Origin of the sequence: Streptomyces sp. RGM 3693, assembly GCF_050471125.1 — a bacterium.
Taxonomy (GTDB): domain Bacteria; phylum Actinomycetota; class Actinomycetes; order Streptomycetales; family Streptomycetaceae; genus Streptomyces.
Genome location: NZ_JBMPPQ010000003.1, coordinates 439,556 through 466,045 on the forward strand (window position 1 = coordinate 439,556; position 26,490 = coordinate 466,045).

General features: G+C 69.4%; 25 protein-coding genes and 3 pseudogenes. 20 read left to right on the forward strand and 8 right to left on the reverse strand.

Annotated elements, in window-relative coordinates; translation table 11 throughout:
* Positions 1 to 5: 5 nt before the first annotated feature.
* From ACO0M4_RS30535 to ACO0M4_RS30555, 5 genes are read left to right on the forward strand one after another with little or no spacing between them, the layout of a single operon-like run.
* On the forward strand, positions 6 to 1,316 hold the full coding sequence (locus ACO0M4_RS30535) for a hypothetical protein (protein ID WP_430375325.1): 1,311 nt from the start codon (positions 6 to 8) through the stop codon (positions 1,314 to 1,316).
* Positions 1,313 to 2,260, forward strand: a complete 948-nt coding sequence (locus tag ACO0M4_RS30540) for a glycosyltransferase family 2 protein (protein ID WP_430374305.1) — start codon at positions 1,313 to 1,315, stop codon at positions 2,258 to 2,260. Before ACO0M4_RS30535 ends, ACO0M4_RS30540 begins: the two co-directional genes overlap by 4 nt.
* The gene (locus tag ACO0M4_RS30545; protein WP_430374307.1) at positions 2,257 to 3,501 is read left to right on the forward strand and encodes a polysaccharide pyruvyl transferase family protein; all 1,245 of its coding nucleotides are present in this window, start codon (positions 2,257 to 2,259) and stop codon (positions 3,499 to 3,501) included. The genes ACO0M4_RS30540 and ACO0M4_RS30545 overlap by 4 nt, the downstream gene beginning before the upstream one ends.
* Positions 3,498 to 4,046 carry a dTDP-4-dehydrorhamnose 3,5-epimerase family protein gene (locus ACO0M4_RS30550; RefSeq protein ID WP_430374308.1) on the forward strand — a complete coding sequence of 183 codons (549 nt, stop codon included), beginning with the start codon at positions 3,498 to 3,500 and terminating at the stop codon, positions 4,044 to 4,046. The genes ACO0M4_RS30545 and ACO0M4_RS30550 overlap by 4 nt, the downstream gene beginning before the upstream one ends.
* A gap of 24 nt (positions 4,047 to 4,070) precedes the next feature.
* Positions 4,071 to 5,432: a glutamate-1-semialdehyde 2,1-aminomutase gene (locus ACO0M4_RS30555; protein ID WP_430374309.1), complete on the forward strand. Its 1,362-nt coding sequence runs from the start codon at positions 4,071 to 4,073 to the stop codon at positions 5,430 to 5,432.
* Between the two features lie 37 nt (positions 5,433 to 5,469).
* Here ACO0M4_RS30555 and ACO0M4_RS30560 read toward each other — a convergent pair whose 3' ends face one another.
* Positions 5,470 to 6,150, reverse strand: coding sequence for a phosphatase PAP2 family protein (locus ACO0M4_RS30560; protein WP_430374310.1), 681 nt, complete (start codon positions 6,148 to 6,150; stop codon positions 5,470 to 5,472).
* 779 nt (positions 6,151 to 6,929) lie between these two features.
* Between ACO0M4_RS30560 and ACO0M4_RS30565 the strand changes: the two genes are divergently transcribed.
* From ACO0M4_RS30565 to ACO0M4_RS30595, 7 genes are all read left to right on the forward strand, one after another.
* Positions 6,930 to 7,520 (forward strand): snapalysin family zinc-dependent metalloprotease, encoded by a 591-nt coding sequence (locus tag ACO0M4_RS30565; RefSeq protein WP_430374311.1) that lies wholly within the window; start codon positions 6,930 to 6,932, stop codon positions 7,518 to 7,520.
* A gap of 287 nt (positions 7,521 to 7,807) precedes the next feature.
* Complete coding sequence (locus ACO0M4_RS30570) at positions 7,808 to 8,182, forward strand: hypothetical protein (protein WP_430374312.1); 375 nt, start codon at positions 7,808 to 7,810, stop codon at positions 8,180 to 8,182.
* 279 nt (positions 8,183 to 8,461) lie between these two features.
* On the forward strand, positions 8,462 to 8,683 hold the full coding sequence (locus ACO0M4_RS30575; RefSeq protein WP_430374313.1) for a hypothetical protein: 222 nt from the start codon (positions 8,462 to 8,464) through the stop codon (positions 8,681 to 8,683).
* Positions 8,684 to 8,814: 131 nt separating this feature from the next.
* Entirely contained in the window at positions 8,815 to 10,428 is a 1,614-nt protein-coding gene (locus ACO0M4_RS30580) for a multicopper oxidase family protein (RefSeq protein WP_430374314.1), read from the forward strand.
* A gap of 162 nt (positions 10,429 to 10,590) precedes the next feature.
* A complete protein-coding gene (locus ACO0M4_RS30585) occupies positions 10,591 to 10,809 on the forward strand; it encodes a transposase (RefSeq protein WP_430374315.1) in 219 nt (72 codons plus the stop codon).
* Between the two features lie 324 nt (positions 10,810 to 11,133).
* Positions 11,134 to 11,631 carry a hypothetical protein gene (locus ACO0M4_RS30590; RefSeq protein WP_430374316.1) on the forward strand — a complete coding sequence of 166 codons (498 nt, stop codon included), beginning with the start codon at positions 11,134 to 11,136 and terminating at the stop codon, positions 11,629 to 11,631.
* 316 nt (positions 11,632 to 11,947) lie between these two features.
* Entirely contained in the window at positions 11,948 to 12,643 is a 696-nt protein-coding gene (locus ACO0M4_RS30595) for a L,D-transpeptidase family protein (RefSeq protein WP_430374317.1), read from the forward strand.
* Here ACO0M4_RS30595 and ACO0M4_RS30600 read toward each other — a convergent pair.
* Positions 12,640 to 12,945 (reverse strand): hypothetical protein, encoded by a 306-nt coding sequence (locus tag ACO0M4_RS30600; RefSeq protein ID WP_430374318.1) that lies wholly within the window; start codon positions 12,943 to 12,945, stop codon positions 12,640 to 12,642. The two genes, ACO0M4_RS30595 and ACO0M4_RS30600, sit on opposite strands and share 4 nt — an antisense overlap.
* Before the next feature lie 250 nt (positions 12,946 to 13,195).
* A complete protein-coding gene (locus ACO0M4_RS30605; RefSeq protein WP_430374319.1) occupies positions 13,196 to 14,305 on the reverse strand; it encodes a Gfo/Idh/MocA family protein in 1,110 nt (369 codons plus the stop codon).
* 115 nt (positions 14,306 to 14,420) lie between these two features.
* On the opposite strand from ACO0M4_RS30605, the gene ACO0M4_RS30610 reads away from it, so the two are divergent.
* A complete protein-coding gene (locus ACO0M4_RS30610; protein WP_430374320.1) occupies positions 14,421 to 14,768 on the forward strand; it encodes an ArsR/SmtB family transcription factor in 348 nt (115 codons plus the stop codon).
* A 169-nt stretch (positions 14,769 to 14,937) separates the two neighbouring features.
* Here ACO0M4_RS30610 and ACO0M4_RS30615 read toward each other — a convergent pair whose 3' ends face one another.
* The gene (locus tag ACO0M4_RS30615) at positions 14,938 to 15,129 is read right to left on the reverse strand and encodes a hypothetical protein (RefSeq protein ID WP_430374321.1); all 192 of its coding nucleotides are present in this window, start codon (positions 15,127 to 15,129) and stop codon (positions 14,938 to 14,940) included.
* 428 nt (positions 15,130 to 15,557) lie between these two features.
* Between ACO0M4_RS30615 and ACO0M4_RS30620 the strand changes: the two genes are divergently transcribed.
* The 5 genes and pseudogenes from ACO0M4_RS30620 to ACO0M4_RS30640 form a co-directional block, all read left to right on the forward strand.
* Positions 15,558 to 15,899, forward strand: coding sequence for a trypco2 family protein (locus tag ACO0M4_RS30620; protein WP_430374322.1), 342 nt, complete (start codon positions 15,558 to 15,560; stop codon positions 15,897 to 15,899).
* A complete protein-coding gene (locus tag ACO0M4_RS30625; protein WP_430374323.1) occupies positions 15,896 to 19,162 on the forward strand; it encodes an NACHT domain-containing protein in 3,267 nt (1,088 codons plus the stop codon). The genes ACO0M4_RS30620 and ACO0M4_RS30625 overlap by 4 nt, the downstream gene beginning before the upstream one ends.
* 84 nt (positions 19,163 to 19,246) lie before the next feature.
* Positions 19,247 to 19,998, forward strand: a pseudogene (locus ACO0M4_RS30630) (histidine kinase); the annotation flags it as partial.
* A pseudogene (locus ACO0M4_RS30635) lies at positions 19,978 to 20,091 on the forward strand (UBP-type zinc finger domain-containing protein); the annotation flags it as partial. The pseudogenes ACO0M4_RS30630 and ACO0M4_RS30635, both read left to right, overlap by 21 nt.
* 117 nt (positions 20,092 to 20,208) lie before the next feature.
* Positions 20,209 to 20,637: pseudogene (locus ACO0M4_RS30640) on the forward strand (transposase family protein); the annotation flags it as partial.
* A 14-nt stretch (positions 20,638 to 20,651) separates the two neighbouring features.
* Here ACO0M4_RS30640 and ACO0M4_RS30645 read toward each other — a convergent pair.
* Positions 20,652 to 21,086, reverse strand: coding sequence for a VOC family protein (locus ACO0M4_RS30645; protein WP_430374324.1), 435 nt, complete (start codon positions 21,084 to 21,086; stop codon positions 20,652 to 20,654).
* 237 nt (positions 21,087 to 21,323) lie between these two features.
* Here ACO0M4_RS30645 and ACO0M4_RS30650 point away from each other — a divergent pair.
* Positions 21,324 to 22,255 (forward strand): IS5 family transposase gene (locus tag ACO0M4_RS30650; protein ID WP_430374203.1). Its coding sequence is split into 2 segments (ribosomal slippage): positions 21,324 to 21,650 and positions 21,653 to 22,255, totalling 930 coding nucleotides; the frame shifts between segments, so codons are not numbered across the junction.
* 15 nt (positions 22,256 to 22,270) lie between these two features.
* Here the strand turns inward: ACO0M4_RS30650 and ACO0M4_RS30655 are convergent.
* The gene (locus tag ACO0M4_RS30655) at positions 22,271 to 23,020 is read right to left on the reverse strand and encodes an alpha/beta hydrolase (protein ID WP_430374325.1); all 750 of its coding nucleotides are present in this window, start codon (positions 23,018 to 23,020) and stop codon (positions 22,271 to 22,273) included.
* 333 nt (positions 23,021 to 23,353) lie between these two features.
* On the opposite strand from ACO0M4_RS30655, the gene ACO0M4_RS30660 reads away from it, so the two are divergent.
* Positions 23,354 to 23,986, forward strand: coding sequence for a M15 family metallopeptidase (locus ACO0M4_RS30660; RefSeq protein ID WP_430374326.1), 633 nt, complete (start codon positions 23,354 to 23,356; stop codon positions 23,984 to 23,986).
* A gap of 728 nt (positions 23,987 to 24,714) precedes the next feature.
* On the opposite strand, the gene ACO0M4_RS30665 is transcribed toward ACO0M4_RS30660, so the two are convergent.
* Positions 24,715 to 25,620 (reverse strand): NADP-dependent oxidoreductase, encoded by a 906-nt coding sequence (locus tag ACO0M4_RS30665; protein ID WP_430374327.1) that lies wholly within the window; start codon positions 25,618 to 25,620, stop codon positions 24,715 to 24,717.
* Between the two features lie 105 nt (positions 25,621 to 25,725).
* The gene (locus ACO0M4_RS30670) at positions 25,726 to 26,337 is read right to left on the reverse strand and encodes a hypothetical protein (protein ID WP_430374328.1); all 612 of its coding nucleotides are present in this window, start codon (positions 26,335 to 26,337) and stop codon (positions 25,726 to 25,728) included.
* Positions 26,338 to 26,490: the final 153 nt, after the last annotated feature.

A 26,490-nucleotide genomic window follows, 5' to 3' on the forward strand; every position in this document is an offset into this window, starting at 1 on the left:
CGCCGATGACCACCGAGGGGGAGAAGACGACGGCATCGGCGGCCCCGGCCGGACACGCCCGGCGGACCGCCAAGCGGGCCGTTGTCGGCCGGTTGTCCTGGGGACTGGCCGACCAGGCGGCCTCCAGCGTGTCCAACTTCGCGGTGGGGATCTACGTGGCCCGCTCGCTCGGGCTGACCGCGTTCGGCGTGTTCAGCCTGGCCTGGGTGACCTACGGCGTGGTGCTCAGCGTCTCCCGCGGGCTGGCCACCGACCCGCTCGTGGTGCGCTTCAGCGGCGTTTCGGACGCGTCCTGGCGCGGGGCGGTGGCCCGGTCGTCGGGCACCGCGCTCGGCGTCGGTGCCGCCATCGGCGCGGCGTGTCTGGTGGTCGGCCTTGCCATCGGCGGCCGCGTGGGGCCCGCGTTCGCCTGCCTCGGCGTCATGCTGCCGGGGCTGCTGCTACAGGATGCCTGGCGGTACGCGTTCTTCGCCGCCGGCACTGGGCGGAAGGCGTTCGTCAACGACCTGGTGTGGGCCATCGCGCTCGTCCCGGCCATGGTGCTGGCGGCGCGCGTGGGCAGCGTGGCCGCTTTCGTACTCGCCTGGGGCGGATCCGCCGCGGTGGCCGCGGTGTACGGCTGCCTCCAGTCCGGGATCCGGCCCCGGATGACCGGAGCGCGCGAGTGGCTTCGCGACCACCGCGACCTCGGCTACCGGTACCTGATCGAGAACGTCGGCGTCAGCGGCGCGAGCCAGCTGCGGGCGTACGGGCTCGGCGCGATCGTCGGGGTCAGCGCGGTGGGTGTGGTCCGCGGAGCCGAGCTCCTGCTCGGCCCGTTCATGGCTGTGCTGATGGGTCTTTCGCTGGTCACCGTCGCGGAGGCGGCACGGGTGCTGCGGCGGGCCCCGGACCGCCTTGGCACGTTCTGCCTCGTGCTGGGCGGCGGACAGGCCGTCGCCGCGCTGCTCTGGGGCGGGGCGCTGCTGCTGATACCGGACCGGATCGGCGGGCTCGTGCTCGGCGACGTCTGGAGCTCCGCCTCGGCGCTCATCGTGCCGGTCACGCTGGGCGTCGCGGGCGCCGGCCTCGGCACCGGCGCGGCGGCCGGGCTGCGCGCGCTCGCCGCGGCACGACGCAGCCTGCGCTGCCAGCTGTTCGCCTCCACCTGCTACGTCATCGGCGGGCTCGGCGGTGCGGCGGTGGCCGGCACGGTCGGCTCGGCCTGGGGCGTCGCCGCCGCGACCGTCTGCGGCTCGGCCGCGTGGTGGCTGCAGCTGCGGTCCGCCCTGCGCGAGCACCACCACAACCCCATCCGCGAAGTGAGGACGCCATGACCCCCCATCCCCGGTTGAGCATCGGCCTTCCCGTGTACAACGGCGAGGAGTACCTCGCCGAATCGCTCGACGCCCTGCTCGGCCAGACCTACGAGGACTTCGAGCTGGTCATCTCCGACAACGCCTCGACCGACGGGACGCAGGAGATCTGCCGCACGTACGCCGCGCGGGACTCGCGCATCCGCTACCTCCGGCTGCCGAAGAACATCGGCGCCGCACCGAACCACAACTACGTGTTCACCCAATGCCGCGGCGAGCTGTTCAAGTGGGCCTCGCACGACGACCTGTACGCCCGCGACCTGCTGCGACGCTGCGTCGAGGCGCTGGACGAGCGGCCGGACGTGATCCTCGCGCACTCCGGCCAGGCGGTCATCGACGGCGACAGCCAGGTGAAGGTCCCGTACGAGTACGGGCTCGCCACCGACTCGCCGCACGCGCCGGAGCGCTTCCGCAGTTTCCTGTTCGAGCCCGGTGGTGACGACTTCTACGGGGTAATGCGGGCCGACGTGCTGCGCCGGGTGAGGCCGCACGACAGCTACCACCACGCGGACCGCACGTTCGTCGCCGAGATCGTCCTGCACGGGCCCTTCCACCAGGTGCCGGAGCTGCTGTACTTCCGCCGCGACCACCCCACCCGCGCCGAACGGGCGAACCCTTCCAAGCGCTCCCGGTGCGTCAACTTGGACCCGCGCCGGGCGGGCCCGCTGCACCCAACGCCCCGGCTGCTCGCCGAGTACGTCTGGGGCTTCGCCTCGGCGATCCGACGGGCGCCGTTGTCCCCGGCCGACCGACGCACGTGCTTCCGCCACCTGACCGCATGGGTGACCAGCCGGGTCCGGCCGGGCGCCGGCGAGCGGGTCGAGGACCGCGCCCCGGTCGACCCGGGTCTGCTCACCGTCTCCGTCGACGCCCTCGTCGCCGGCCGGGAGGGAACACAGGCATGACGTCCGCGAGGGAAACTCCGGTGCGCGTGGGGGTGTTCGGCCTGCTCGGCGCCGGCAACCTCGGCAACGACGGGTCGCTTGAGGCCGTGCTCGGGTACCTCCGTGCCGAGCACTCGGCGGCAGTCGTGGACGCGCTGTGCGGCGGACCCGAGGTCGTCACGACCCGGTACCGGATCCCCGCGACACGGCTGCACTGGTACCGCGGGGAGTACCGCACCGCGTCACGTGCGAGCGCGATCGCGGCCAAGGGCCTGGGCAAACTCGTCGACGCCGTCCGCACCGCTGCCTGGGTACGGCGGCACGACGTGGTGATCGTGCCGGGCATGGGCGTCCTGGAGGCCACACTGCCGCTGCGGCCGTGGGGCTTCCCGTACTCACTGTTCCTGCTCTGCGCGACCGGCCGGCTGTTCGGCACCCGCGTCGCGCTGGTCGGCGTCGGCGCCGACGCGATCGGCGACCGGGCGACCCGGGCACTGGTGCGCTGGTCTGCGCGGCTGGCCACGTACCGCTCGTACCGGGACGCCCTGTCCCGCGACGCGATGCGGGCGATGGGCGTGGACACCGCGCGCGACGAGGTCTACCCGGACCTCGCCTTCGCCCTGCCTACGCCGCCGCCCCCCGAGCTCTCGGGCCCGCCGGGCCCGGTCTGCGTCGGCGTCATGGACTTCCACGGCGGCAACGACGACCGCGCCCGGGCCGAGGAGATCCACCGGCGCTACCTCGACGGGACAACGCGCTTCGTCCGCGCGCTGGTCGAGGACGGCAGGCCGGTCCGGCTGCTCACCGGCGACGAGTGCGATGCGCCAGTGGTCGCCGCGATCCTCGACGCGGTGGACTCGCCGCTGGTCACCGCCGCCGAGGCGGGCTCGCTGGCCGACCTGATGAAGGAGACGGCGGCTGCCGACACCGTGGTGGCGACCCGCTACCACAACCTTATCTGCGCGCTGAAGGTCGGCACGCCGACGCTCGCCCTCAGCTATGCCGCGAAGAGCGACGCGCTCATGGACCGGATGGGCCTCGCCGCCTACTGCCACCCGGCGCGCGAGGTCGACGCCGACCGGCTGCTGGAGCAGTTCCGGGAGCTGGAGCGGCGATCGGCACAGCTGCGGCAGACCCTCGCCGAACGGAACGAGGTCGCTGCCCGCCAACTGGCGCAGCAGTTCCACGACTTGACCACTGCCCTGTTCCGGGCGAACGACCACACCGACACCCGTGCCCACGCACAGCAGGAGGCTGCATGAAAGCGACCGAAGTCCCGGAGATCGCCGGCGCGTATCTCTTCGAGCCGACGCCGTACGCCGACGAACGCGGCTTCTTCTGCCGCACCTTCGACGCCGACGTCGTCCGCTCAGTGGGCCTCGACCCGACCGCCTTCGTCCAGGACAGCGTCTCCCGCTCGGTCCGGGGCGTGCTGCGCGGCCTGCACCTGCGCTCCGGCAACGGCGAGGCCAAGCTGGTGCGTTGCTCGTCCGGGAAGATCTTCGACGTCGTCGTGGACCTTCGCCCGGGCTCGCCGACCTACCTCGGCCGGGCCTTCTTCGAGCTGTCGGGGGAGACGCAGGCGACCGTGTACATCCCGGCGGGATGCGCGCACGGCTTCCAGGCGCTGACCGGGACCGCCGACACCTCGTACCGGATCGACCGCCCGCACGACCCGGCCGAGGACGTGACGATCGCCTTCGACGACCCGGAGCTCGCCATTCCCTGGCCGCTGCCGGCCGCGTCGATGTCCCAGCGGGACCGGGAGGCGCCGAGCCTCGCCGAGGTCCTGAAGCAGAATTCCTGAAGCACAAGGAGAGTTGAGGCCGGCGTGGACACCGAACGAACCGAAGAGGCCGAGGAGACCGAGGAGACCCAGGAATTCCTCCTGCCCCGGTCGCGGCAGGCCAACGAGCGGCTGCACGCTCTGATCCCCGGGGGCGCGCACACCTACGCCAAAGGCGACGACCAGTACCCCGAGCACCTCGCCCCGGTCATCAGCCACGGCCGCGGAGCCCACGTATGGGACGTCGACGGCAACTGCTACATCGAGTACGGCTCCGGCCTGCGGTCGGTCAGCCTCGGCCACGCCCACCCACGCGTGATCGAGGCGGTGCGGCGGGAACTCGACCGCGGCAGCAACTTCGTCCGGCCGTCCATCGTGGAGGTCGAGGCCGCGGAACGCTTCCTGGCCACGGTGCCCACCGCCGAGATGGTGAAGTTCACGAAGAACGGCTCCGACGCCACCACCGCCGCGGTGCGCCTCGCCCGCGCCGTCACCGGGCGCCCGCGGGTAGCCATCTGCGGCGACCATCCGTTCTTCTCCGTCGACGACTGGTTCATCGGCACCACACCGATGTCCGCCGGCATCCCGGCGGCCACCACCGAGCTCACCATCTCGTTCCCGTACGGGGACCTGGCCGCCACCGAAGAACTCCTGACCCGGTACGAGGACGAGGTCGCCTGCCTGATCCTCGAACCCGCCGGCCACATCGAGCCTCCGCCCGGATACCTCACCGGCCTGCGCGAACTGGCCGACCGGCACGGCTGCGTACTGATCTTCGATGAGATGATCACCGGCTTCCGCTGGTCCGAGGCAGGCGCCCAGGGCCTGTACGGCGTGGTCCCCGACCTCTCCACGTTCGGCAAGGCGCTGGGCAACGGGTTCGCCGTCTCCGCACTGGCCGGGCGCCGGGACCTGATGGAGCGGGGCGGACTGCGTCACTCCCGCGACCGGGTGTTCCTGCTGTCCACCACGCACGGTGCGGAAACGCACTCCCTGGCCGCCGCGATGGCCGTGCAGACCACCTACACCGAGGAGGGGATCACCGCGCGGCTGCACGCCCTCGGTGAGCGGTTGGCCGCGGGTGTCCGCGACGCCGCGGCGAGCATGGGCGTCGGCGACCACCTCGTCGTCCGGGGCCGGGCCAGCAACCTGGTCTTCGCCACCCTCGACGAGAAGCTGCGGCCGTCGCAGCAGTACCGCACCCTGTTCCTGCGCCGGCTCCTCGCGGGCGGAGTGCTGGCCCCGTCGTTCGTGGTGAGCAGCGCGCTCGGCGACGCCGACATCGACCGCACCGTCGATGTGGTGGCCCAGGCATGTGCGGTGTACCGGAAGGCACTGGACGCCGCTGACCCCACCCCCTGGCTGGCCGGGCGCCCCGTGAAGCCCGTATTCCGCCGCTTCGCGTGACCTGACCTGGCGTGACGTGACGTGACGTGACGTGATGTCAGCGACGCTTGTGTCGATCGGCGTCGGCCAGCCGATCGGCCAGCCAGTCGGCCATCCGGTCGACCAGCCACGCGGTCGCCGACATCACCGCGAGCGCGGTGCACCAGCCGCCGAGGACGTCGGTCGGGTAGTGCGCGCCCAGGGCGACCTGCGCCCAACCCATGGCGGCGCCGGCCACCAGCGCCGCGGCGAGCACGAGCAACGTGCCGGCCGTCCTGCCGAGGCCGAGTCGGCCGGTCGCGAGCAGCGCCACCACGAGGGAGAGCGCGGTGAAGAAGGCAGTGTGCCCGCTCGGGTAGGACAGATTGTCGCCGTGAATGGTGCGCCCCACCAGGGACTTGACCAGCGTCGCCGTCCCCACGGTCATGCCGACCCCGGCGACCGCGAACACCGCTGCGCGAGGACGCCGAAGCAGCAGGCAGCCCGTCACGGTGGCCACGACCAGCGTCACCGCTCCTACGGGCTCCCCCAAGAAGTCCATGGCCAGAGCGACCGACCGCCATGACGGCCCCACACCGTCCACCGCCGCCCAGATCCACGCATCCACCATGCCGGGCTTGCCGTCGTCGGCATACCGGACCCCGAGCACGACGACCACCAACGCGGCGAGGGCCGCAATCAGCCCGAGCCACGCGCGCAGCGACCGGGGCAGCACCGCGGGCCCCGGCCGGCCGGTCACCCGCCCACCTCGTCCGGCATCGTCACGGCCACCACCACAAACCCGTCAAGCACGAACTGGGTTGGGCGGACTTCCAGGTCCGCCCCGGTCAGGCGATCCAACGCGAGCCCCCCGTCGTGTCCGACCCACCCTCCGGCGACCATAACCACCCCGCGGACACCCGCTCCTGGCCTGTACGGCGCCGCGGGAGCCGTCAGCCTGTGCAGCCCCGAACTCGCCAGCCTGGCTGTCAGCCTGGCCAACACATCGGAATCGGCCTCCAGTTGTCACCCTAACCAACAATCCGGTTCACCGCCCCCCTTCGACCTCCTACCCCGCAGGGGCAAGATTCGCCGCCCCCGCCTGGGAGGACTTCGAAGTCTCCGCGCACGCCCGCGGCGGGCAAGTCACCCCCAACCTCTACGCCCACCTGGCCTCGTACGCCCCCATACGCCCAGGCGCCTGCCTCCGCGTCTCCTCCGACCGCTTCGACCTGGAGGCCGGCGTCGACCGCCAGCTCGATGACGCCCGGTCCAGTCAAGCCCGACTCCGCCGGGGCCGGTTCGTCGAGGTCTGCAGGGAGAACGACACCTCCGCCTTCAAGAAGCGCAGGATCACCAAACCTGACGGCGTGATCGACTGGTCGTCCGCGGCCCGAGTTCCGCCCCTCTGCCAACTCCTATGCATTCGAGCCAACTTGGCAGCCGCTGAGCCCGATCACCGACAGAGAGGTTGTCGTGTTCGCGACGAACTCGTTTACTGCGGACAGCAGCTGAGACTCAAGGAGGCGTACCAGGCTCATGATCAAACGAATAGCCGCCCTGACGGCGCTCATCCCGGCCCTGTTGGGCACTACGGTCGGCGTCGCTTCGGCGCACTCCGCGCCGCACGCGACCCAGGCTGTGGTCACCCTGACCTACGACGCCAGCGGTGCCGGTCAGTGGGCGGGCCCGATCAAGCAGGCCGTGCAAAACTGGAACGACGCGGTGCACAACGTGCGCTTGGAGCCGACGAGCACCCCCGGCTCGGCCGACTACGTCTACGAGGCGACCAGCGGTTGGCCGCAGACCACGTTGGGGCCGATCTTCCCCGGCGGCAACGGTGACGTGCAGCTGGGCCAGCAAGCGGTGGACGAGGGCTACGACGCGACCCGGATCGCGGCGCACGAAACCGGGCACATCCTCGGGCTGCCCGACGACTACAGCGGCCCGTGCTCGGAACTCATGTCCGGCCACGGCCCCGGCACGTCCTGCACGAACGCCAAGCCGGACGCGACCGAGGCGGCACAGGTCGACAAGAACTACGCCGCCGGCACGCCGACGGTGCGCCCGCATCACCACCAGGTGGTGATCGACATCTGGTCCGGCCGGGTCCTCACCGGCTCGCGCTGACTGGCCAGCAGGCCAGCCCCACTCAACACAGGTGGCCTACCGGCCCACAGGGTCGTATGCCGGCGTAGACCAACAGCAACACGGCGCGGCCACCGGAACAGACGCCCAGCCCGGTCGCGAACAGCGGACGGGCAGCCGCAGGTCGCGACGAACACGACGCAACCGCAAGCCCGCACGCGTCGACCAGACGGCCGACGCCGCCCCAGGCACGGCCGCGGACGGCGATGGTCATCGGCCTGCCCCGCCAGGCAACTGGGGTGATGAGTTCCCGATGCTGTAATCGGATCATGAAGGAACTGCTCTTGCTGTCCGCTCTGCTCGCCGTCTTCCTCTTGCCGACAGCCGTAGTTTGGCTGCTGGGACGCCGGCTGCGGGTGCCTGTCTGGGTGCTGGCTGTGTTTTTGCTGGCTGGAGGGCTGGCGATGATTGTCGGAGGGGCCCTCTCGCAGCGAGCGCAGGGGGGCCTATTTCCCGATACGTCTCCGTGCTACCGCACGGGCACTCCGATCGTGCAGTACTTCCCGCCCGACTCGTTCTGCCTGCACGCTGACGGGGAGTTGCGGACGGTCAACGGGCTGACCGGCAAGCTCGTGTTCTGGGCTGCCTTCGGCACTGCCCTCACGATGCCGGGCGCTGCCGTCCTCGCACGGCGTCGTCCATGAATCCGAGAGGCCGGTGCCCGGCAGGCCGGCCGCCCAGGAGCGCACTGACGGCGGACGACGGCGGCGGCTCGGCCGGGATGGCGGGTCGCCGCGGGGCCACAGGGCGAGCACCAGGAGGAGCAGCTCGACGACCACCCCCGCCCAGCCTCAGATCGAGGACACGGGCGCGAGACGCTGACGCCCGGAGCCGACCGTACCGCTGAGCCCCTGCCCAGGGCGGCGTCCCAGATGGCGCATCACCGCATGACGACGCGCCAAGGTGCACATGATCATGACCACATGACGGTGCACCAGGAAGCCGAACGGTCGGTCGCGGACACCGACGGCGGCGCCATGGGCCCCGCCTCGGTCTGTACGGCTGTGCTCTCCTTTCGAACGCCGGCCCTGCTCGCCCTCCTCGGTGCCAGCCCGCACAACGGCCCCCGGGAGTACGGCCCGGCGCCCGCCCGCCCGGCCTGTCGGCCGCGCGGGCTGTGGTCGATATGCCCGGCGCCGGGCTAGAGACTCCTTGCCCGGCTGTCGGTGCTGCGCGTATGGGAGCGCGTCCCGCCGCCGACACCCCAGGAGTGCGCGGTAGCGCCTCCTCGCCGCCCACACATCGCACCGACACGATCACCACGAGGTGGTTTCCCATGCGTACACACTCCAGACGTTCCCTGCTCGGCGTAGGTATGGCTGCCGCCGGCAGCGGGCTGCTGACCTCCACCGGGGCCGCCGCCCTGGACGCCAAGAAGGGCAGGCACCACTCCCACCACACGCCTCCCCCTCCTGACTCCCACGACGGCCACGGCTCGCACGGCTCCCACTCCTCCCCGTCCAGCTATGTCGCCCCTGACGGTCCGGAGGTCATCAGAAAGGAGCGCAGCCGGGGGTCGGGCCCCCTACGCCGCTTCTCGATGACCGCCGCCATCGACAAGTTCGACATGGGCGGCCAGATCGTCGAAACCTGGGCGTACGACGGCCTGCTACCCGGCAAGGAGGTCCGGGTCACGGCGGGCGACAAGGTCGCCCTGACCCTCCACAACCGCCTCCCGCACTCCACCACCGTCCACTGGCACGGGGTGCAGATCCGCAACGACATGGACGGCTCCCCCGCCGTCACCCAGCGCTCCGTGAGAGCCGGCGCCTCCCTCGACTACACCTTTGCGGTCACCAGGCCCGGTACGCACTGGTTGCATTCGCACGTCGGCGTGCAGCTGGACCGCGGGCTGTACGCACCGTTCATCATCGAGGATCCCCGCGAACCCCTCGCGTACGACCACGAGTGGGTCGTCATGATCGACGACTGGCTCGACGGGGTTGACGGAATGACTCCGGACGCGATGCTGGCCAAGCTCAACAAGAACAAGCCCAGCGGGGCCGATGGCCACGACGGCATGCAGGCGAGCGGCAGTCGGTCGGCGGCTGCCATGTCTCGGATGCGGAGACGCGCCGGGCACCTGATGTCCGACGATCCCTCGGACGACGTGGAGCATGCCTTCCACCTGATCAACGGCCGGGTGGCCAGGGACCGGGAGACCTTCCGTGCCAAACCCGGCGACCGGATCCGGATCCGTTTGATCAACGCGGCCGCCGCCACCGCCTACCGGGTCGCGCTCGGCGGCCACAACATGACCGTGACGCACACCGACGGCTACCCGGTGAAGCACAAGCAGACCGACAGCCTGCTGATCGCGATGGGCGAGCGCTTTGACGTCCTGGTCACCGCGAAGGACGGCGTCTTCCCGCTCACCGCGCTCTCCGCGGGCAGCAACAACCAGACCGCACAGGCCCTGCTGCGCACCGGCGACGGCGAGGCGCCAGACGTGAAGACCCGCCCGAAGGAGCTGAGGAGCGGGGGGCTGAGCGCCGACAAGTTCAAGGCCGCCGCATCGGTGAGGCTCTCGGACAGCGAACCCGACCGCATCATCAAGATGGATCTGACCGGCTCCGCGGAAGACTGGGACTGGGCGATCAACGGGAAGCCGTACACGGCATCACAGCGGTATCCCGTACACCAAGGGGAGCGGGTACGGATTACCTTCCACAACACGACCAAGATGTGGCACCCGATGCATCTGCACGGACACACCTTCGCGCTGCCCAACGGCGGCCCCCGCAAGGACACCACCATCGTCCTGCCGGACAAGAAGGTCTCCGTCGATTTCGACGCCGACAACCCCGGCCTGTGGATGCTGCACTGCCACAACGTCTACCACTCGGAGTCGGGGATGATGACGGTCTTGGGCTACAAGGCGGAGAGGTGACGCCAGCAGGCACCCGCCGATAACCCACTGGCCGCCCTGGGCCCCCTGGGCCCCCTGGCCGAACTCCGCCGGCGCATCGAGAACGACTACCGTGAGCCGGCTGGGCGAGATGTTCGCGGATGAGCCGTTCGCCGACGCAGGGCATCGGGCCTGTCGCCGGCGATGTTGTCGCTGGTCACCGTGTTGCAGTTCACGGAGAACCTGACCGACCGGCAGGCGGCGGCGAGGGCCGTGCTCGCAATCGACTGGAAGTACGCGATCGGGGCGGAGCTGACGGACACTGGCTCCGCCCCGATCTTGCTGTCCCGCTTCCGGACCCGGCAGTGTGCGCGCCCTGGAAGGAGCTTCCGCTTCCCCACCACGGCTCTGCCGCGCTCGTGACACCACCGACGAGCCCCCCGAACAATCCGAACCTTCACTGCGGCCCCCGCTCGGGCCTTCGGCATCCGGGGCTTCAGCCGGATCCTGGCCAATGCTGCCGCCAGCTCCAGGTAGGGCCGTTGGGGCGGAGTGTCTGCGCCTGTCGCGGCCGGTCGATGTCCTGACCTGCTCAGGGTGCGGGACGGCTCCCGGACAGCCACTCGTTCGCGATGGCCATGGATCCGGCGCGTCGCCGATTCCCTGCGGCATATTTCGCATTAGTCTCTTGTGACTGTACGAAGTTGCTATATCACGGACTGCGTCCGTTCGACCACCGGAGAAGAAATGCGCAAGCTTCAGAAGGCTGCCGTCGTGACCCTCGTCATCGGCAGCTTTGGTTTCCTCGGCGCCGGCAGCGCCTACGCCAACGGCGGGAGGGAAGGCGGGATGGGCACCGACTTCGACATCAAGCAAGGCAGCCAGTGCCGGTCGCACGACCTCAACGTCGACGTCCTCGGCGAGGTCGGGATCCTCAACGGCGTGCTGGGCAACGCGCTCGGCGGCGAGGGCTCCCCGGGTGCCCAGAGCACCAGAATGGGCTCGTCCATGGGCTGCGACAACAGCTTCACCTTCAAGGGAGACGAGGGTGGTCGCGGAGGCAAGGGCGGAGGCGAAGACGAGGGTGGTCGCGGAGGCAAGGGCGGCGGCTCGGAGGCCAGGGAAGGCAACGACGGCAAGGAAGCCGGGGAAGGCAGAAACGGCAAGGAAGGCAAGGACGGTGGGGAGGCCAGGGAAGGCGGGGAAGGCCCGGCACGCGCGGTAGGCGGGGACGGCGGGGAGTGACACCGGGGCCCGGTGTCCGCGCCACAGTCCGGTCCGGGACCCTCATGACCTCTTCAGGGCCAGGCTGCTGGAGTCAGCTCGATCCGCAGTCGGAATAAAAGGCCAGTTGGCTGGGCTTCTCGGGGAAGCCCAGCCAACGCCCAGAGTTCGGAGCCGCCCAGACTTCCCCGCAGAAAGTCCGCTGTCCCCACGTCACGACAATCGCTGTAGCGCTGACCGACCACATTGCACAGGCATCGACTGCCTGCCCAGGCTGCCTCTTCCGCTGCCGCCCAGTAACTTCTGAGCAACCGTCCCTCTCCCTTCGGGGGTTGCCGTGGCCGTCGTACCTGCCGGTGTCGCACTCTTTGCCGTCCTGTTCGCTCTGACCCCGGACAGCAGCGGTCCGCCGCTGCCGGACCGGCTGGCCGACACCGGCGGGGGCAGTCAGCTGATCACCGCCGTCGCGCCCCGCGCCGGCGCCACGACGGGGACGCTGGCCTGGTGGGATCGGCGGGGCGGTAAGTGGGTCGTGGCCGGCAGCGCGCCCGCCCGGTTCGGGGCGAAGGGGCTTGTCGAGGGCGGCAAGCGCAGACAGGGCACCGACACCACCCCCGCCGGTCTGTACGACCTCCCCTACGGCTTCGGGATCAAGGCCGCGCCGAGCGGGACCTCGGCGCCCTACCGCCGGGTGAACCGGAACTCCTGGTGGTGCCAGGACAATCGCTCGCGCGCCTACAACCGCTGGGCCGAGCCGCTGCCCGCCGACTGCCGCGCCGCCGAGTCCGAGCACCTTGCCGACTACGGCACCCAGTACGCGCACGCGCTCGTCATCGGCTTCAACTACAACAAACCGGTACGCGGCCGGGGCGCGGGCATTTTTCTGCACGTCAACGGGCGGGCGGCGACGTCGGGTTGTGTCTCCGCGCCCGCGGACGCAGTGCGCCGGATCCTGGCCTGGGCCAAGCCCCGGCAGCGGCCGCACATCGCGATCGGAACCACCTCCGGACCCACCGCGATCACTCGTTACTAGAACGAGGGCGAGGGCTCCGAACGATCATCGCGGCGGCCGTCGAGGGCGCGGCGCAGCAATGCCGCCGTGGTGCCGGCGGCCGCCCGTTCGGCTTGGTCCTCGCTGATGCGGGCCCGTTCTTCCAGCAGCACCGCGGCGGCCTGCAGCAGTCCGGCCTGGACCGGCACCGTCTCCAGCGCGGCCAGCGCGGCCGCGGCCTGCTCCGTGGCCGGCGCGACGTCTGAACCGGACTGTGGAATGAGGGTGCTGACGCCGCGTCCGAGAGCGCGGTCGCGGGGCGGCAGAGATGGGACAGTGGTCACCGTCGCATCATCCCACCGTCCACGGGGCGCTCAGCCGAGCCGAAGCTCGCTGGTGGCCGGCGGCTTCAGAATCCTGGCGGACCCCACCCATCGTGGCCGCAGTTGGCGAACGGGCCGGGATCTCCGCGCATGAACCAGACCTACTGCCGGGATCATCATCCGTCACCACCGACTTCACACCGAACGTCTCCGTAGGTGCACTGCGGCGGCGTGCCGTTGGGCGCGCCGCCTTGTCGCGTGTGCGGGCGGGTCAGGCTTCGGCGGATGCGCGCTCGATCCGGTCCAGGAGGCGGTGACGGCGTACCGCGTGGGCGAAGTCCGGGACGTGGTGGGTGCCGTTGGCGAGGTCGGCGCGGATCTGCTCGTAGGCGTGGGCGATGGTGTACGCCATCTCGGTGCGGCGGCCGGCCAGTTGGGGAAGCGTCTCGTACGAGGCGGGAACTGGCAGTTCCTTGAGGTTCGTCTCCTCGCCCCGGGCGCCGTGGAGGGTGACCTGGCCGAACTGGAGGTGGCCCGAACTGCCGGTGAGCAGCAGATCGCCTTCGGTTCCGTTGATCTCCCAGTGGAAGTCGGTTGCGCGGGACAGGCCGCCGCGGAAGTGTACGGAGGCCACCGCGCCGCCTTCCAGTACGCCGTTGACGACGAGCTGGTCAGGTGTGGTCATCGGCAGGGTCTCGCCGGTCGTCTCGTCGCGCACGGACGTACGGCGGATCGCCAGGGTCGCGCCGAGGTCGGTGAACTCCCCGAGGGTCATGGTGAGCGCGTCGATGGTGTGGCCGAAGGGGATGGTCATCATGGTGGCGCCGTTGGCCGGGTCGAGGGTGTAGGCGTTGCGGCTCGGGATCTCCCCGCCCCAGCCGCGCCCTGAGGCGATGACGCTGGTGGAGAGCACCTCTCCGACGTACCCCGAGGCGATCAGATCGCGGGCGTAGCGGACCGGCGGAGCGGAGCGGGCCTGTAGGCCGACGAAGGTGCGCAGCCCCTTGGATTCGGCGAGGGCTGCCAGCTCTTCGGCCTCGGCGAGCCCGTTGCCCAGCGGCCACTCGCTGAGCACCATCTTCCCGGCGTGCAGCGCGGCCAGCGCCAGCTCCCGGTGCTGGGGCACCTTCACCGTGATCACCACCAGGTCGACCTCGTCGCGCCGCACCAGTTCCTCGGGGGTGCCGAAGGCGAGCGGGATGCCGTACTTCTCGCCCGCCGCCTTGGCGGAGGCGGCGCTGGAGGCGGACAGCGCGCGGACCTCGAAGCCGTCCAGCGCACGCAGCGCGGGCAGGTGGGCGGTGGCCGCCCAGCCACCGGAGGCGCTGAGGCCGATGATGCCGACGCCTATGGGGGAACGGCGTGAGGGGGTGGCAGGCATGGGTGTCTCCTTGGTGCTGCGGAGCGGGGCAGGGCGTCCCGCGGCCGATGATCACGACCGTAGCCCATGTTCGCGTGAATGTGAACATGAGGCTGTGGTCATGGATACTGGATCCATGGCCAGCCGAACCTCTTCACCCCTGGTCCACCCCGACGAACGGGACCTGGACCTCTTTGTCATCATGAGCGCCCTCGCCGACCCGATCCGGCTGAGCATCGTCGTGACGCTCGGCGTGCACGCCGAGGTCGCCTGCGGGACGTTCCGACTTCCGGTCGCCAAGTCCGCGCTCAGCCGCCATTTCAAGATCCTCCGGGAGTCCGGACTGCTCCGGCAGCGGGACGCGGGCACCCGGCGGGTGAACACCCTGCGCCGCGAGGAACTGGACCGCCGCTTCCCCGGGCTGCTCGACCTCGTGCTGCAGGAGGGGGCCGGGCGGGAGGTGGCGGTAGGCGGCACGGACTGAACGTCACGCCCGCACCACATCGAAGCTCCCGTCACCGGCCGGCCGACGGTGCGGCGCTTCTCGGCGTCCCTTGCGTCTGGCGCGCCGCCGGGTCCGGTGAGCAGGGCGCGCGGCGAGTGAGGAACGGGCAGACAAGCGACTGCTGGACCTGACGTGACACCGGCAGCCATCAACCGGTCGTCAGGACCAGCGGTGCCGGGCTGCCGTCGGTCCAGTCGGAGGTGATCGCGGCGAGCGCGTCGCCCACGGCGGCGCCTTGGAGGAAGGCCGCTCGGTGTCCCCCGACGATCCTGGCCTCGGTACCGTCCCAGACGACGGGTACCAGCCGGGCGTCATCACCCGCCGCTTGTCTGCCACCCACGGCGCATCGAAAGCGGTGGGCCGGAGTACGACGTTGCCCAGGCCGGGCACTGCACACCGAAGTGGCGCCACGTCGGGCTGAACTCCTGAAAGGCGAACCGCCGTTGGCTGCGCGCGGGCCCCTTCGGAAGCGGCTCTGGTCGCACTCGTACCGAGGCTGAGAAGACCAACCCTGCTACGGAATAACCATATTCAGGACCAGGCCATGGGGATCCATCATCGGCGGCTACCGGCCCCACCTCGTGCTACGCCCTGGCCGACGGTCCCAGTTGGGAGCGCGTACGTTCGGTGCCCGTCCCCCGTATCGCGAGGCGACTGCGAGTCTGCGGGCAGGCGGTGCCCGGCCACCGGATCACCTGCGCGCGGGCGATCCGGTGCAGCATCATGGGACGTGGAAACCACCCGGCTAGACAGGAGAGTTGGCCACCCATGCCGAACTCGCGCGACCATGCGGACATCGGCGCTCAGATCGATCTGGTCTCGGCGGTACAGGCCCTGCGGGCCCAGATCACCGAGGCCGCCGCGACCGACCCGGGCTCGGACGTCCGCTTCCAGATCGGGCCGATAGAGCTCGAATTCACTGTTGCGCTCACCCGCGACCGCAGCGTCAAGGGCGGGGTGAAGGCGTGGGTGGTATCGGCCGATGCCGACGCACGGCGCTCGACGGCGCAAACGCATCGAGTGAAGTTCAACCTCACCCCGATTTCGGCCTCCACCGGTGAGAGCCCGGAGATCAGCAACACCGACTCCGGTCACCGTCTCGTTCGATGAGCGTTCCCCGTCACCCCGCCCGCGGTCGCCTCGTCGCCATCACCACGGAGGACGACGAGGTCCGTGGCAGTGGATACCTCCTCCACGGTCGCGTGGTGCTGACCGCAGGTCATGTGGTTGCGGACATTCCCTCCGCCCAACTGCGTGTGTGCCGCCTGCAGACACTGCGCAGCACGTCGGCCGAGGTGTTGAAGGTCGCAGGTGAGGTGGCTTTCCTCCTCGCGGGCGAGGACCTGGCCGATCAGGACGAGCTGCCTGACGTGGAGAGGAGGGAACTGGCGGCCGACGCCCGTTTTGACGACTGTGCAGCTCTCGGGCTGCCGGCCGTCATGACCAGGGTGACCTCCGGTGTCGCCCCACTTGAGGCCGACTTCCGCATCGCGTCGAACAGCGCCGACGGGCACGGCTACCTCTCTCTCGAACTCGTCGGCCACCCTCCCGAGGGGCCGTCGCCCTGGCGGGGCATGTCGGGTGCCCCGGTCTTCCACGCCGGGCGGTGGCTGGTGGGCGTCATCGTCCGCGACTCGGCCGGCTGGGGCCACTCCCGGCTCGAAGCCGCACCGATCGGCGCCTTCTTCCATGCCGTGCCACTGGCCGACAGGGTGCTCCGTGTCCTCCAACCGATCACCGAGTCGGAGGCCCGCGACGCCTCCTTCCTCGACACGTACCGCAAGGAGGTGATCCTCCGCCACGGGCACATCGAGCTGTTCGGGCTGGGGATGCAAGGGCATCTCACGGATGACATCGCCATCGAGCACGCCTACGTCAGCCTTCATGCGGGGCTGCCCACCAGCCGCCTGTCGTCCAACGATCATTCGCGGCCAGTCGAGCAGCTGATCCCGAAGAACCCCCGGCTGCTGCTGCGGGGCGAGCCCGGGGCCGGCAAGTCCACTCTCCTGGAATGGCTGGCGGTTTCCATGGCGAGCCGCTCGTGCACGGGCCCGCTGGAGCCCTTCAACGACCGCGTCCCCTTCCTGATCCGCCTGCGGGACATGTACGCGCCCCGGTGGAAGCAGGTCGAGGGCCTTGACGGGGTTCCACCGCAACCCGAGCAGTTCCTCCACTTCAACCAGATGGCGAACGGCTCCACTCCCCCGGACGGTTGGGTCCGTCGCATGCTGGAGCAAGACCGCGCACTGCTGCTCGTGGACGGTCTGGACGAGGTGTTGGAGGCGCACCGCGACGGCGTGCTCCGCTGGATCAATCAGCTGCTGAGGAGTGCGCCCTCGCTGCACATCATGGTCACTGGGCGGCCCGAGGCGCTGCACCACTGGACTCCACCGGACCGGCTCGGCTTCGTCGAGCTGAGGCTCCTCGAACTCAACGAGGACCAGCGCGCCGAGCTCATCCACAAATGGCACCAGGCGGCCATCATCGGCATCCGTTCCTCACGGCTCGCAGACGAGGAGCGCGAGAAACGCATCGGCCTGCTGCTCACCCTCGAAAGGGCGTTGACCAGGCATATCAACGCCTCGGAGGACCTGTCCGCACTCGCCGCGACGCCGCTGCTGTGCGCCGTCCTGTGCAAGCTCCACGAGGTGCACGGCACTCGGCTCCCGCGCTTCCGTCAAGAGCTGTACGCCCGGACCATCGACATGATGCTCGGCCTCCGCGACGCGGACCGCAACATTTCCGACCCGCTTCCCCGCCTCGACGTACACCAGCGCCGCGCGATCTTGTCCTGGATCGCCGGGTACCTCACGACCGAGGGAGAGCGGGAGATCTCCCCGGAGCGGTTCGACGAGAAGGTCCAGGGCCGACTGCTCAGCCTCGGCCTCGACGCCGGGACCCACTCGGCCGAGGACATCCGCAAGGCCCTGCAAGAGCGCAGCGGACTGCTCGTCGCACGCAGTGAGGAGTCGCTGCGCTTCAGCCACCGCACTTTCCAGGACTACCTCGCGGCCACGGACATGGTCGCCCAGCGCGCCTTCGGGCAACTGGCCGGCCACGCCGGGGAGGAGACCTGGGACGACGTCCTGCACTTCGCGATGAGCCAGTGCAACCTGGCAGATACCGGTGAGTTCGTCGCCCAATTCCGCCGGAAACTACGACTGGTGTCGAATCGCGACCAACGGGCACGGATGCGGATGGCCGCGGCGTCGTGCATCCCGTACGCGGTGCAGATGTCAGCGGAGGACCGGAAGTCCCTGATCGCCGGGGTCGCCAAGTCCTTCCGCACGATCGCCAAGAAGCGGCGTGGTCACACCGGTTTCAGTCAGGACGCGGCCGTGGGGCGCCCCGACTTCAGCCAGTACGCGGCGGTGGGCCCGGATCTTCTGGTGGCTCTGCAACGGGACTTCGACTGGCAGGATCCACAGCTCTGTCTCCACGCGGTGTTCCTGGCCAACGAGGTCGGAGGTCCAGAGGCGCTCCGGTTCCTCACCCAGATCCCGCGCGAGCGGCGCCAGGAACTGTCCTCCGCACTCGCCACGACATGGGACCGCTTCCCCGGCCGGGAGTACGTCGACGACGTGCTGGCGGGTCTGCACCTGAGCGTCCTGCCGATCAACTCCCTCGATCAGTTCGACCACGCCCGGCTCGTAGGCAACGTTGAAACACTCGTGGTGCAGAAGGCCCTCCCCATCGAAGCGACGGCCACGTTCGCCGACGAGCACGGCGTTGGGAAGGTACACCTCGTCGAGTCGAGCCTGCGTAACGGCATCTCGCTCGCCGCGCTGTCCCAGGCGCGCACGTTGTCCCAACTCGACCTCGGGACTGGTCTCTCCGGTGCCCTCACCTTGTCCGAGGCGTCCATCGCCCACGTGGGATGGGGCCGGGACCACGGCAGAGCCGTCTACTCACTGCCTTCGCTCCCCGGCCTGAAGACGCTGTCCCTTATCGCGATGCCAAACGACTGGGCCGCGCACACGGCAGGTTGGACTTCCCTGACGCACCTGGGGCTGTACCACGAGGCAGCCGAAGCCATGGGCGAACTCCGCGACCTGCCCGCCCTCACCCACCTCAACGTCGCGTCCGAGAGGGACTACTCGCTACCGTCGACCCTGGCTCACCCCGGAGTGACCCACCTGCTCCTGATCCTCACCGAAGCGCCCCGGAACGTGGACCTCGCCCACCTGCCGACCGCGTTGCCGGCCCTCACCGAGCTCGTACTCGTATCCCGCGCAGACAGCCGCCAGACAATTGACCTGGCCCCTTTGGCGCGTATGCCGCAGCCGCGCGTCCGGCTCTGCGGGTTCGCCCGCGGCGATGGCCGGATCCGCGGAGCCGAAGCCTTCACCAAGGACCAGCTTCGGTGGGAGTGAGGCCGTCTCGCCCGCTCCTCACGGCACAGCCACCCTGAAGTCAGCGGTATTCAAGGGGCAGCGAGATCGCAAGCCGGATCACCCGCACAGCGGGTGTACAACAGCTCCCTGCGTGTCATCGAGCCCGCACGCTTCTTCGTGCTGCCCGCGGATACCTTCGCCGCGATCATGCGCGAGTGGTTTCCCACGGCCGTGCACCTGCTGGAAGGTCTCTTCTTCGGGACCAAGAACGCCCAGGAGGCCGTCGGCCAGCGAGAACGGCTCCTGGCTCTCGGGACCCTGGCCGCAGGGCTGGCCCATGAGCTGAACAACCCGGCCGCCGCGGCCGTGCGAGCCACCTCCGCACTCCGCGAACGTGTTGCCGGAATGCGCCACAAGCTCGGCATCATCGCGACACGCCCGTACCGGCGCGACGCCCTGAAGACGCTCGTCGAGGTCCAAGAACGCACAGCCGAGCGCGTTGCCAGGCCACCACCCTGAGCCCGCTGGAAGCCTCGGACCGGGAGGACGCCCTCTCCGATTGGCTGGACGACCACGGCATCGGAGACGCATGGCAGTTCGCGCCGACCTTCGTACAGGCCCGCCTCGACACCGACTGGCTGGACCAGGTCGCCGCAGCCGTGGACGGCGACATTCTCGAAAGTGCCGTGCGGTGGCTCAACTACACCGTGGAAACCGAACTGTTGATGAACGAGATCGAGGAGTCGACCACTCGCGTCTCGGTTCTTGTCACGGCAGCCAAGCAGTACTCGCAACTCGATCGAGCTCCCTACCAGGTCGCAAACGTCCATGAACTGCTGGACAGCACCCTGCTGGTGCTTTCGGACGCCAGTGGCGGCTGGTGGTTCCATCTACGACGCTGCGCACAGTGCGGCCACATCGGTTGTTGCGACGACTCACCCGCCAAGCACGCGACGGCCCACGCCCGGGGCACCGAGCACCCGGTGATCCGCAGCTTCGAACCGGGCGAAACCTGGTTCTACAACTACGAGAGCTCGGAGGTGTACGCCTCGGGTCCGGCCCTGGCTCCCCCTGAGAGCCACCCGGCCTACTGGCGTTCGAACTTGACGCTGCGGCAACTCGCCCCGCCGTTCGGGGTGTCGAAGTCGGCCGCCGACCGCATCATCGGCTGCCTCGGGCCGTCGCTCGACACGGGATCACACGGTTGCCGAGCAGTCGAAGAACTACCGGTACCCGGCCAACCACCAGGTCGTCATCGACGCCGAACCCGGCTCGTCGTCGCGGACGGCGGCTATCGGGGTACCGGCCTGGTCATCCCGCACCGCCGCGAACGCGGCCAGACCGAACTGCCTGCGCAGAAGGAGGAGCACAACACCTCCCACCGCAAGGTCCGGGCCTGTGTCAAGCACGTCCTCGCGCGGATGATGACTTGGAAGATCCTTGGTGACTGCCGCCCGAAGAGAGACGGCAGTCACACCGCGATGCTCGGCATCGCCAGACTTCACAACCTCGCCGGCTCGGAGGATGCTCAGTCGAGACAGAACTCGTTGCCCTCGATGTCCTGCATCAGGATGCACGACTCGTTGTCGTCATCGGCAAGCAGCGTTCGCAGGTGTACGGCACCGAGCGCGACCAGTCGTGCGCATTCGGCCTCCAGTGTGGCGAGGCGCTCTTCACCCACGAGCCCGGTGCCGACCCGCACGTCAAGATGCACCCGATTCTTGACGATCTTCCCTTCGGGAACGCGCTGGAAGAGCAAGCGCGGGCCCACACCCGAGGGATCACTGCATGGGAAGTAGATGACCTGATCCTCAGGCGGCAGTGAGCGATGGTAGTCCTCCCAAGTGGCAAACCCCTTCGGGATCTGCGGTACGACGTACCCCAACACCTCGCACCAAAAAGCGGCGAGGCGCGCAGGCTCTGCGCAGTCGAAGGTGACTTGGAACTGCTTGATCGATGACATCGGCGCACCATAGCAAGAGGTCTCTGTTGCCCATTGGTGACGGCATCAATCAGGGTCTGGGGTGGGGTGGGTGGTCCGTTGCACCAGGGCCGTGCCGTCTTCGAGCGTGAGCCGGCGCATCTGGCAGTTCCAACCGTAGGGAAGGCGGAGGAAGTCGATGAACGAGCGGCCGTGGCCGAGCTAGGACTTGTCCGGTCGATCATGTGACTACTCCGTGCCCGGGTCGTTGATGTGGGCATGGGGCGGGGTGATCTGAGTGATGAAGAGTGGGAACGGCTGCGGCCGTTCTTGCCGGTCAGCAACAGGCGTTGTGGCCGGTGGCGAGATCACCGGCAGGTGATTGGCGGGATTCTGTACCGGGTGCGGACCGGAGTGCAGTGGCGTGACCTGCCGGAACGTTTCGGACCGTGGAAGACGGTCTATGAACGGCACCGGTTGTGGTCGGCTGACGGAACGTGGGAACAACTGCTGCAACAGGTCCAGGCCGCGGCCGATGCAGCGGGTGAAATCGACTGGGACATCTCGGTGGACTCCACCATCGTCCGCGCGCATCAGCATGCGGCAGGCGCACGCACCGATCCGCCGTCGGCCCCCGTGTCAAAGGGGGCCGAACTGCCGGAACACCAGGTCGAAACCACGTGGCAGAGCCTGCACGCCCGCCTGGTGGAGGTGGTGCTGGAGGTGAGGGCCTGGGCCGCTCGCGCGGTGGGTTCACGAGCAAGCTCCACCTGAGCGCGGACGGCCACTGCCGGCCTCTGTCCCTGGTCGTCACACCGGGACAGCGGGCGGACTGCACCCAGTTCAAGCCCGTCCTGGACAAGATCCGCGTCCCGAAACCCGGGCCGGGCAGGCCACGCAAGAAACCCGACAGCCTCGCCGCGGACAAGGCATACAGCAACGGCCCGTGCCGCCAGTACCTGCGGCGACGCGGCATCCGGCACACCATCCCGGAGAAAACCGACAGCCAGGCCGCCCGCCTGCGCAAAGGCTCACGCGGTGGACGGCCACCCGGCTTCGACGAAGAGCGCTACAAAAAACGCAACACTGTAGAACGAACGATCAACCGGCTCAAGCAGTCCCGCGCGGTAGCCACCAGATACGACAAGCGCGGCTACGTCTTCCTCGGCACCGCCACCGCAGCAGCACTCGTCATCTGGCTCCGCACATGATCGCCCGGACAAGTCCTAGTTGGCCGACCACGCGCGCGTGGCCGACCAGCCCCGGGCGTCGAGGCCGGTCAGCACCGCCTCCACGAACTTCCGCCGGTCGTCGCCGTGTTCGCGGAACCACAGCCCCAGCTGGTGCTCTGCGTCCGGAATGTCGAACCGTGTGTACTGGGCGCGCGAGGCCAGCGCGTCCTGTACTGCCTCGGTCACCGCCGGCGGGATCACCATATCCGTGCCCGGCACGGCGAGCACCGCCCGACCCTCGTACGCCCGCAACACCTGAAGCGCGGGCGCCTCCCGCCAACTGTCCGGCCGCCGGATTATGCCGCTGAACAGGCCGTTCCCTTCCCCGAAAGGCACGTCCCACGCCTCGGCGCTGTACACGGCCGGCGCGCACAGCCCTAGCGCCACCACTCGATCCCCGTAGTGCCGGACGAGATCGGCCACCGTCTGCCCGCTCATGCTGAACCCCACCAGGACCAGTGGCCCGTCCGTCCCCGCGTACCCGTCGATCACCGCGACAGCCTGCTCGAAGCGTCGCCGCAGGCTCAACTCACTAAGCATTCCGGTGCTTTCGCCGTGCCCGGAGAAGTCGAAGGCGATCCCTCGACAGCCGTGGGCCACGAACTCCCGTACCAGCGGCAGCAGTCGCTCTGTGCTGCTGGTGCCTGCGCCATGCAGCAGCACGGCGGTGCCGATGGAAGGATCACCGCCGTACACACCGCAGAGCCGTTCGCCGTCGTGGTCGTGCCTGAAGTCGAAGAGCATGCCCTCCATTTACTCACGCCCTGGCCTCCGTCTTTCGGGATGCTCGCTTGCGGCGGAGGATCAGGTCCTTCTCGATCTCCGCAAGCCTGGGCAGCACCTTCGGGTTGTCCTGCAGCATCGGGCATCGGAGCAGGCGTGTTCGTACCGGCAGGACGGGCCATAGGGGCGAGCGCAGTTGCCCAGCTCGACCTTGCGCGGTGCCCGGTGGCCGGTGCGCTCCGGCGAGATGGGGAGCCACCTATCGGGTGGCGTCCGGTGCGATGCGGAGTGTCCGGGGCCCGACTCCCTGTCTGCCCGGGTAGCTGCTGGTCCGGGGCGCTAGGCTCAGTCAGCATGATCTTGCTGAGTGATGCGCGAGTGATCGACACTCCGGTGGCAGACTGCGGCGAACCCCTTGCGGAGATCGCCACCGTTCCGGCCATAACGCTGGACCCGCGAGAACGGGACGAGCCCGGAGCATACGGACGAGTCAGGGCCGGCGTGCTCGAACGCCTGGGCTCAGCCTCCGAGAGGCTCCCCGCCGACATCAGGCTCCTGGTGATCGAGGGCCATCGCAGCCCGGCCGAACAGGCCCGTCGGTTCGCACTGTATGAGGATCGCCTTCGCCGTTCGGGCATCAGTGACCCGGCAGAGCTTCGGCGTCAGGCCAGCGCTTTCGTCTCCCCGGTCGAGGTGGCCCCGCACTGCGCCGGCGCGGCCGTGGACCTGACGCTCATCGACAGCGATGGCGTGGAACTGGACATGGGCGGCGCGGTGAACGGGCACCGCACGGGCGACGAAAGGTGGTGTCCCTTCGTCGCTCCGGGTCTGTCGCCGACCGCGCGCGACAACCGCAACCTGCTGGCCCAGTGCCTGCGCGAGGAGGGCTTCGTCAACTACCCGAGCGAATGGTGGCACTGGTCATACGGGGACCGCTACTGGGCGCTCATGGCCGGTGCCCCCGCCGCCGTCTACGGACCGATCTGACTCCGGCCAGGCCACGTCACCCGCTCATGCACCTGTGGACTTGGCTCGTTCGGCGGCGGTGGTCTGCGGTGGGACTTGCCAGTGCCGGATTCGCCGATCAGCACCAGCGGGCGACCTTCGCGGACCCAGCCTGGCGACCTCAGGTCGACCACGGCCCCCGGGTGACGTTCGGGTTCGTGGCGAAGTCGAAGTCCAGCCGCCTGGACCTCGGGAACTTGGCGGACCGGACGGGTCCCCAGGTTCGGTGGTCGGCTCGGTGATGGCGGTCAGGCGCCGTGCCCTTTCTCGGTGCTGGTCTGCCGGGGGGGGTGTCGCCGGCGACGGCAGCCGGTCGTACTTGCTCATGTCAGTCAGCGCCGGGCGCGACTCCGCAGGCAGGCGGTGCGCGTGCAGAGAGATGACCTACGCGCCCCCGCTCGCGTCAGCCTGGCCGCCGTCTGCTCCAGAGTCGTGCCCGGGATCGTCCTGCGTGACTGGGAAGAAATCGGCGTCCTCGGCATCGAGTGCTGCCGGATGATGGTGCTCGTTGATATCCCCACTTTGCGCTCAGGAGTTCCCCAGACCTGCTCACTTTGTCTCCTCATGCACCGGACCGCTGACGAACGGGAGAGCGTTACAAGGACGGGCTGCCCGATAGCCAGTCAGGAGCGGAGAGGGGCTGTCCGTCGGGAACAGCCACCTGCCGCCGGCGCCCGGCCCGGCCTGAGCGCCGGAGGATCGGGGGTTCCTCAAAAGAGCACGGTGATCTTTCCTGCCAGGCCGCCTTGGAGAAAGCGCGCGTGCGCGGCTTGGATCTCGTGGAGGCCGTAGGTGGAGTGCACACGCAGTTGCAAGGAGCCGCGGTCGACAAGCTTGCTGAGCTCGTTCAGTCCCGCGCCGTCCTCGCGCACCTGGTTGACGGTGGTGCGCACACCGCGGGAAGACAGGTCGGGTACCGGACCTGCTTGGGTGGCGATCGAGGCATACCGGCCGCCATCCGCCACTGCCTCGGTCACGAACGCGCCGAAGGTGTCGAAGACCGCGTCATAGGTACGGTTTTGAAGAGCACGGCGGTCGGTGGTGACGAGGTCGGCACCGCGCTCGCGGGCGAAGGCGACCTGCGCGTCCCGGGAGACCAGAGCGTCGACCTTGACGCCGCGTGCTCGGGCGATCTGCAGTGCCAACCCACCAACCGCACCTGCGGCACCGGCGATCAGCAGCCGCTCACCGGCGTTCACCGCAAGCCAGTCCAGGGTCTGCCAGGCCGTCAGTCCGGGGAGCGGCAAGGTGGCCGCCTCGGCCAGGCTGACTGTCTGCGGCGCAGCGGCGACGGCCTGTGCTGGAAGCGCGACCAGATCGGCCCAGGTGCCCCGGCCGGAGCTGAGTTGGTGCGACATGGCAATGACGCGTTCCCCGACGCGCAGTCCACTACTGCCGCCGTCGACGACGATGCCGGCCAGGTCCCAGCCGAGCGTCATCGGCAGTGGCGGTGTTCCTTCGCCGATGGCCCCCTCTCGCGTCTTGTCGTCGACGGGATTGATGCTGGTCGCGACGGCTCGGACCAGCACATCCCCGGTGCCCGGTGCGGGCTCGGGAGTGTCGACGACGTTGAGGACGTCGGGGGTGCCGAAGCGATCGAACTGTATGGCGCGCACGAAAAGCCCTTCACACGACTGGTGCTGTCGGCAGGGCCAACACCTGAGTTGATCACGGGATTCCCGATTGCGGCGACGGCTTGCACGCTGGGCCCGTAGGTGGCTTCAGCCGTTGTTCCTCACGGCAACCGAGTGCGGACCCAAGAGCAGGCTTGGCCGTTTCCAAGGATCCTCATCACCGAAACGGAGCTTCCATGGAGTGAGTGCGGATTCTCGCCGTACGCCCAGGCACATCTTCGATGCCCCTGGTACGCGTCCCTCGAAGCGGATGGGCACTTCGAGGATGGTCAGGTCCGGTTCCGGAGTAGTGGACAGTCGCCGTGTGGTCGGCAGGTGAGCGGTCCGGGCGATGCGGGCGACGAGGACACACAGGCGGAGCGCGACGAATCCGAGCGTGAGCCAGTAGTAGGTGACCGCGGCGACGGCGGTGAACCCGGCGAGGTGTTCGGCCATGCCACTCCATGCCGTCAGGCACAGGGACGCGACTGCGGCGGTCGGGGCGGTAAGGGCGCGGAGCGTCGAGGCGGTCAGGCTGCGGAGTGCTTCGCCGTTCAGCGCTGGAAGCGGTGCCGCGAAACCGATGCCGAGCAGGAGCGGGGCAAGCCACAGGCTGGTGGCGGGGTGCTGGATGTCGGCCGTCAGGGTGGTGGAGGGTTCGACCGAGGGCAGCAGCAGCCCGGTGGCCGCGGTGAGCACGAAGAGCGCGACGGTCCGCACGCGACGGGTCTGGCCGGTGCATGTCTCGAGCCAGTCACCGGGGTACAGCCACAGCCGCGCGGCCCCCGCGAGAGTGTCGGGCCACGACCGGATTCCCGACGGGTCGTACGAATGGCCTGGTGGTCCTGGCGTGAATCGCGCGGCTGCCCGAGG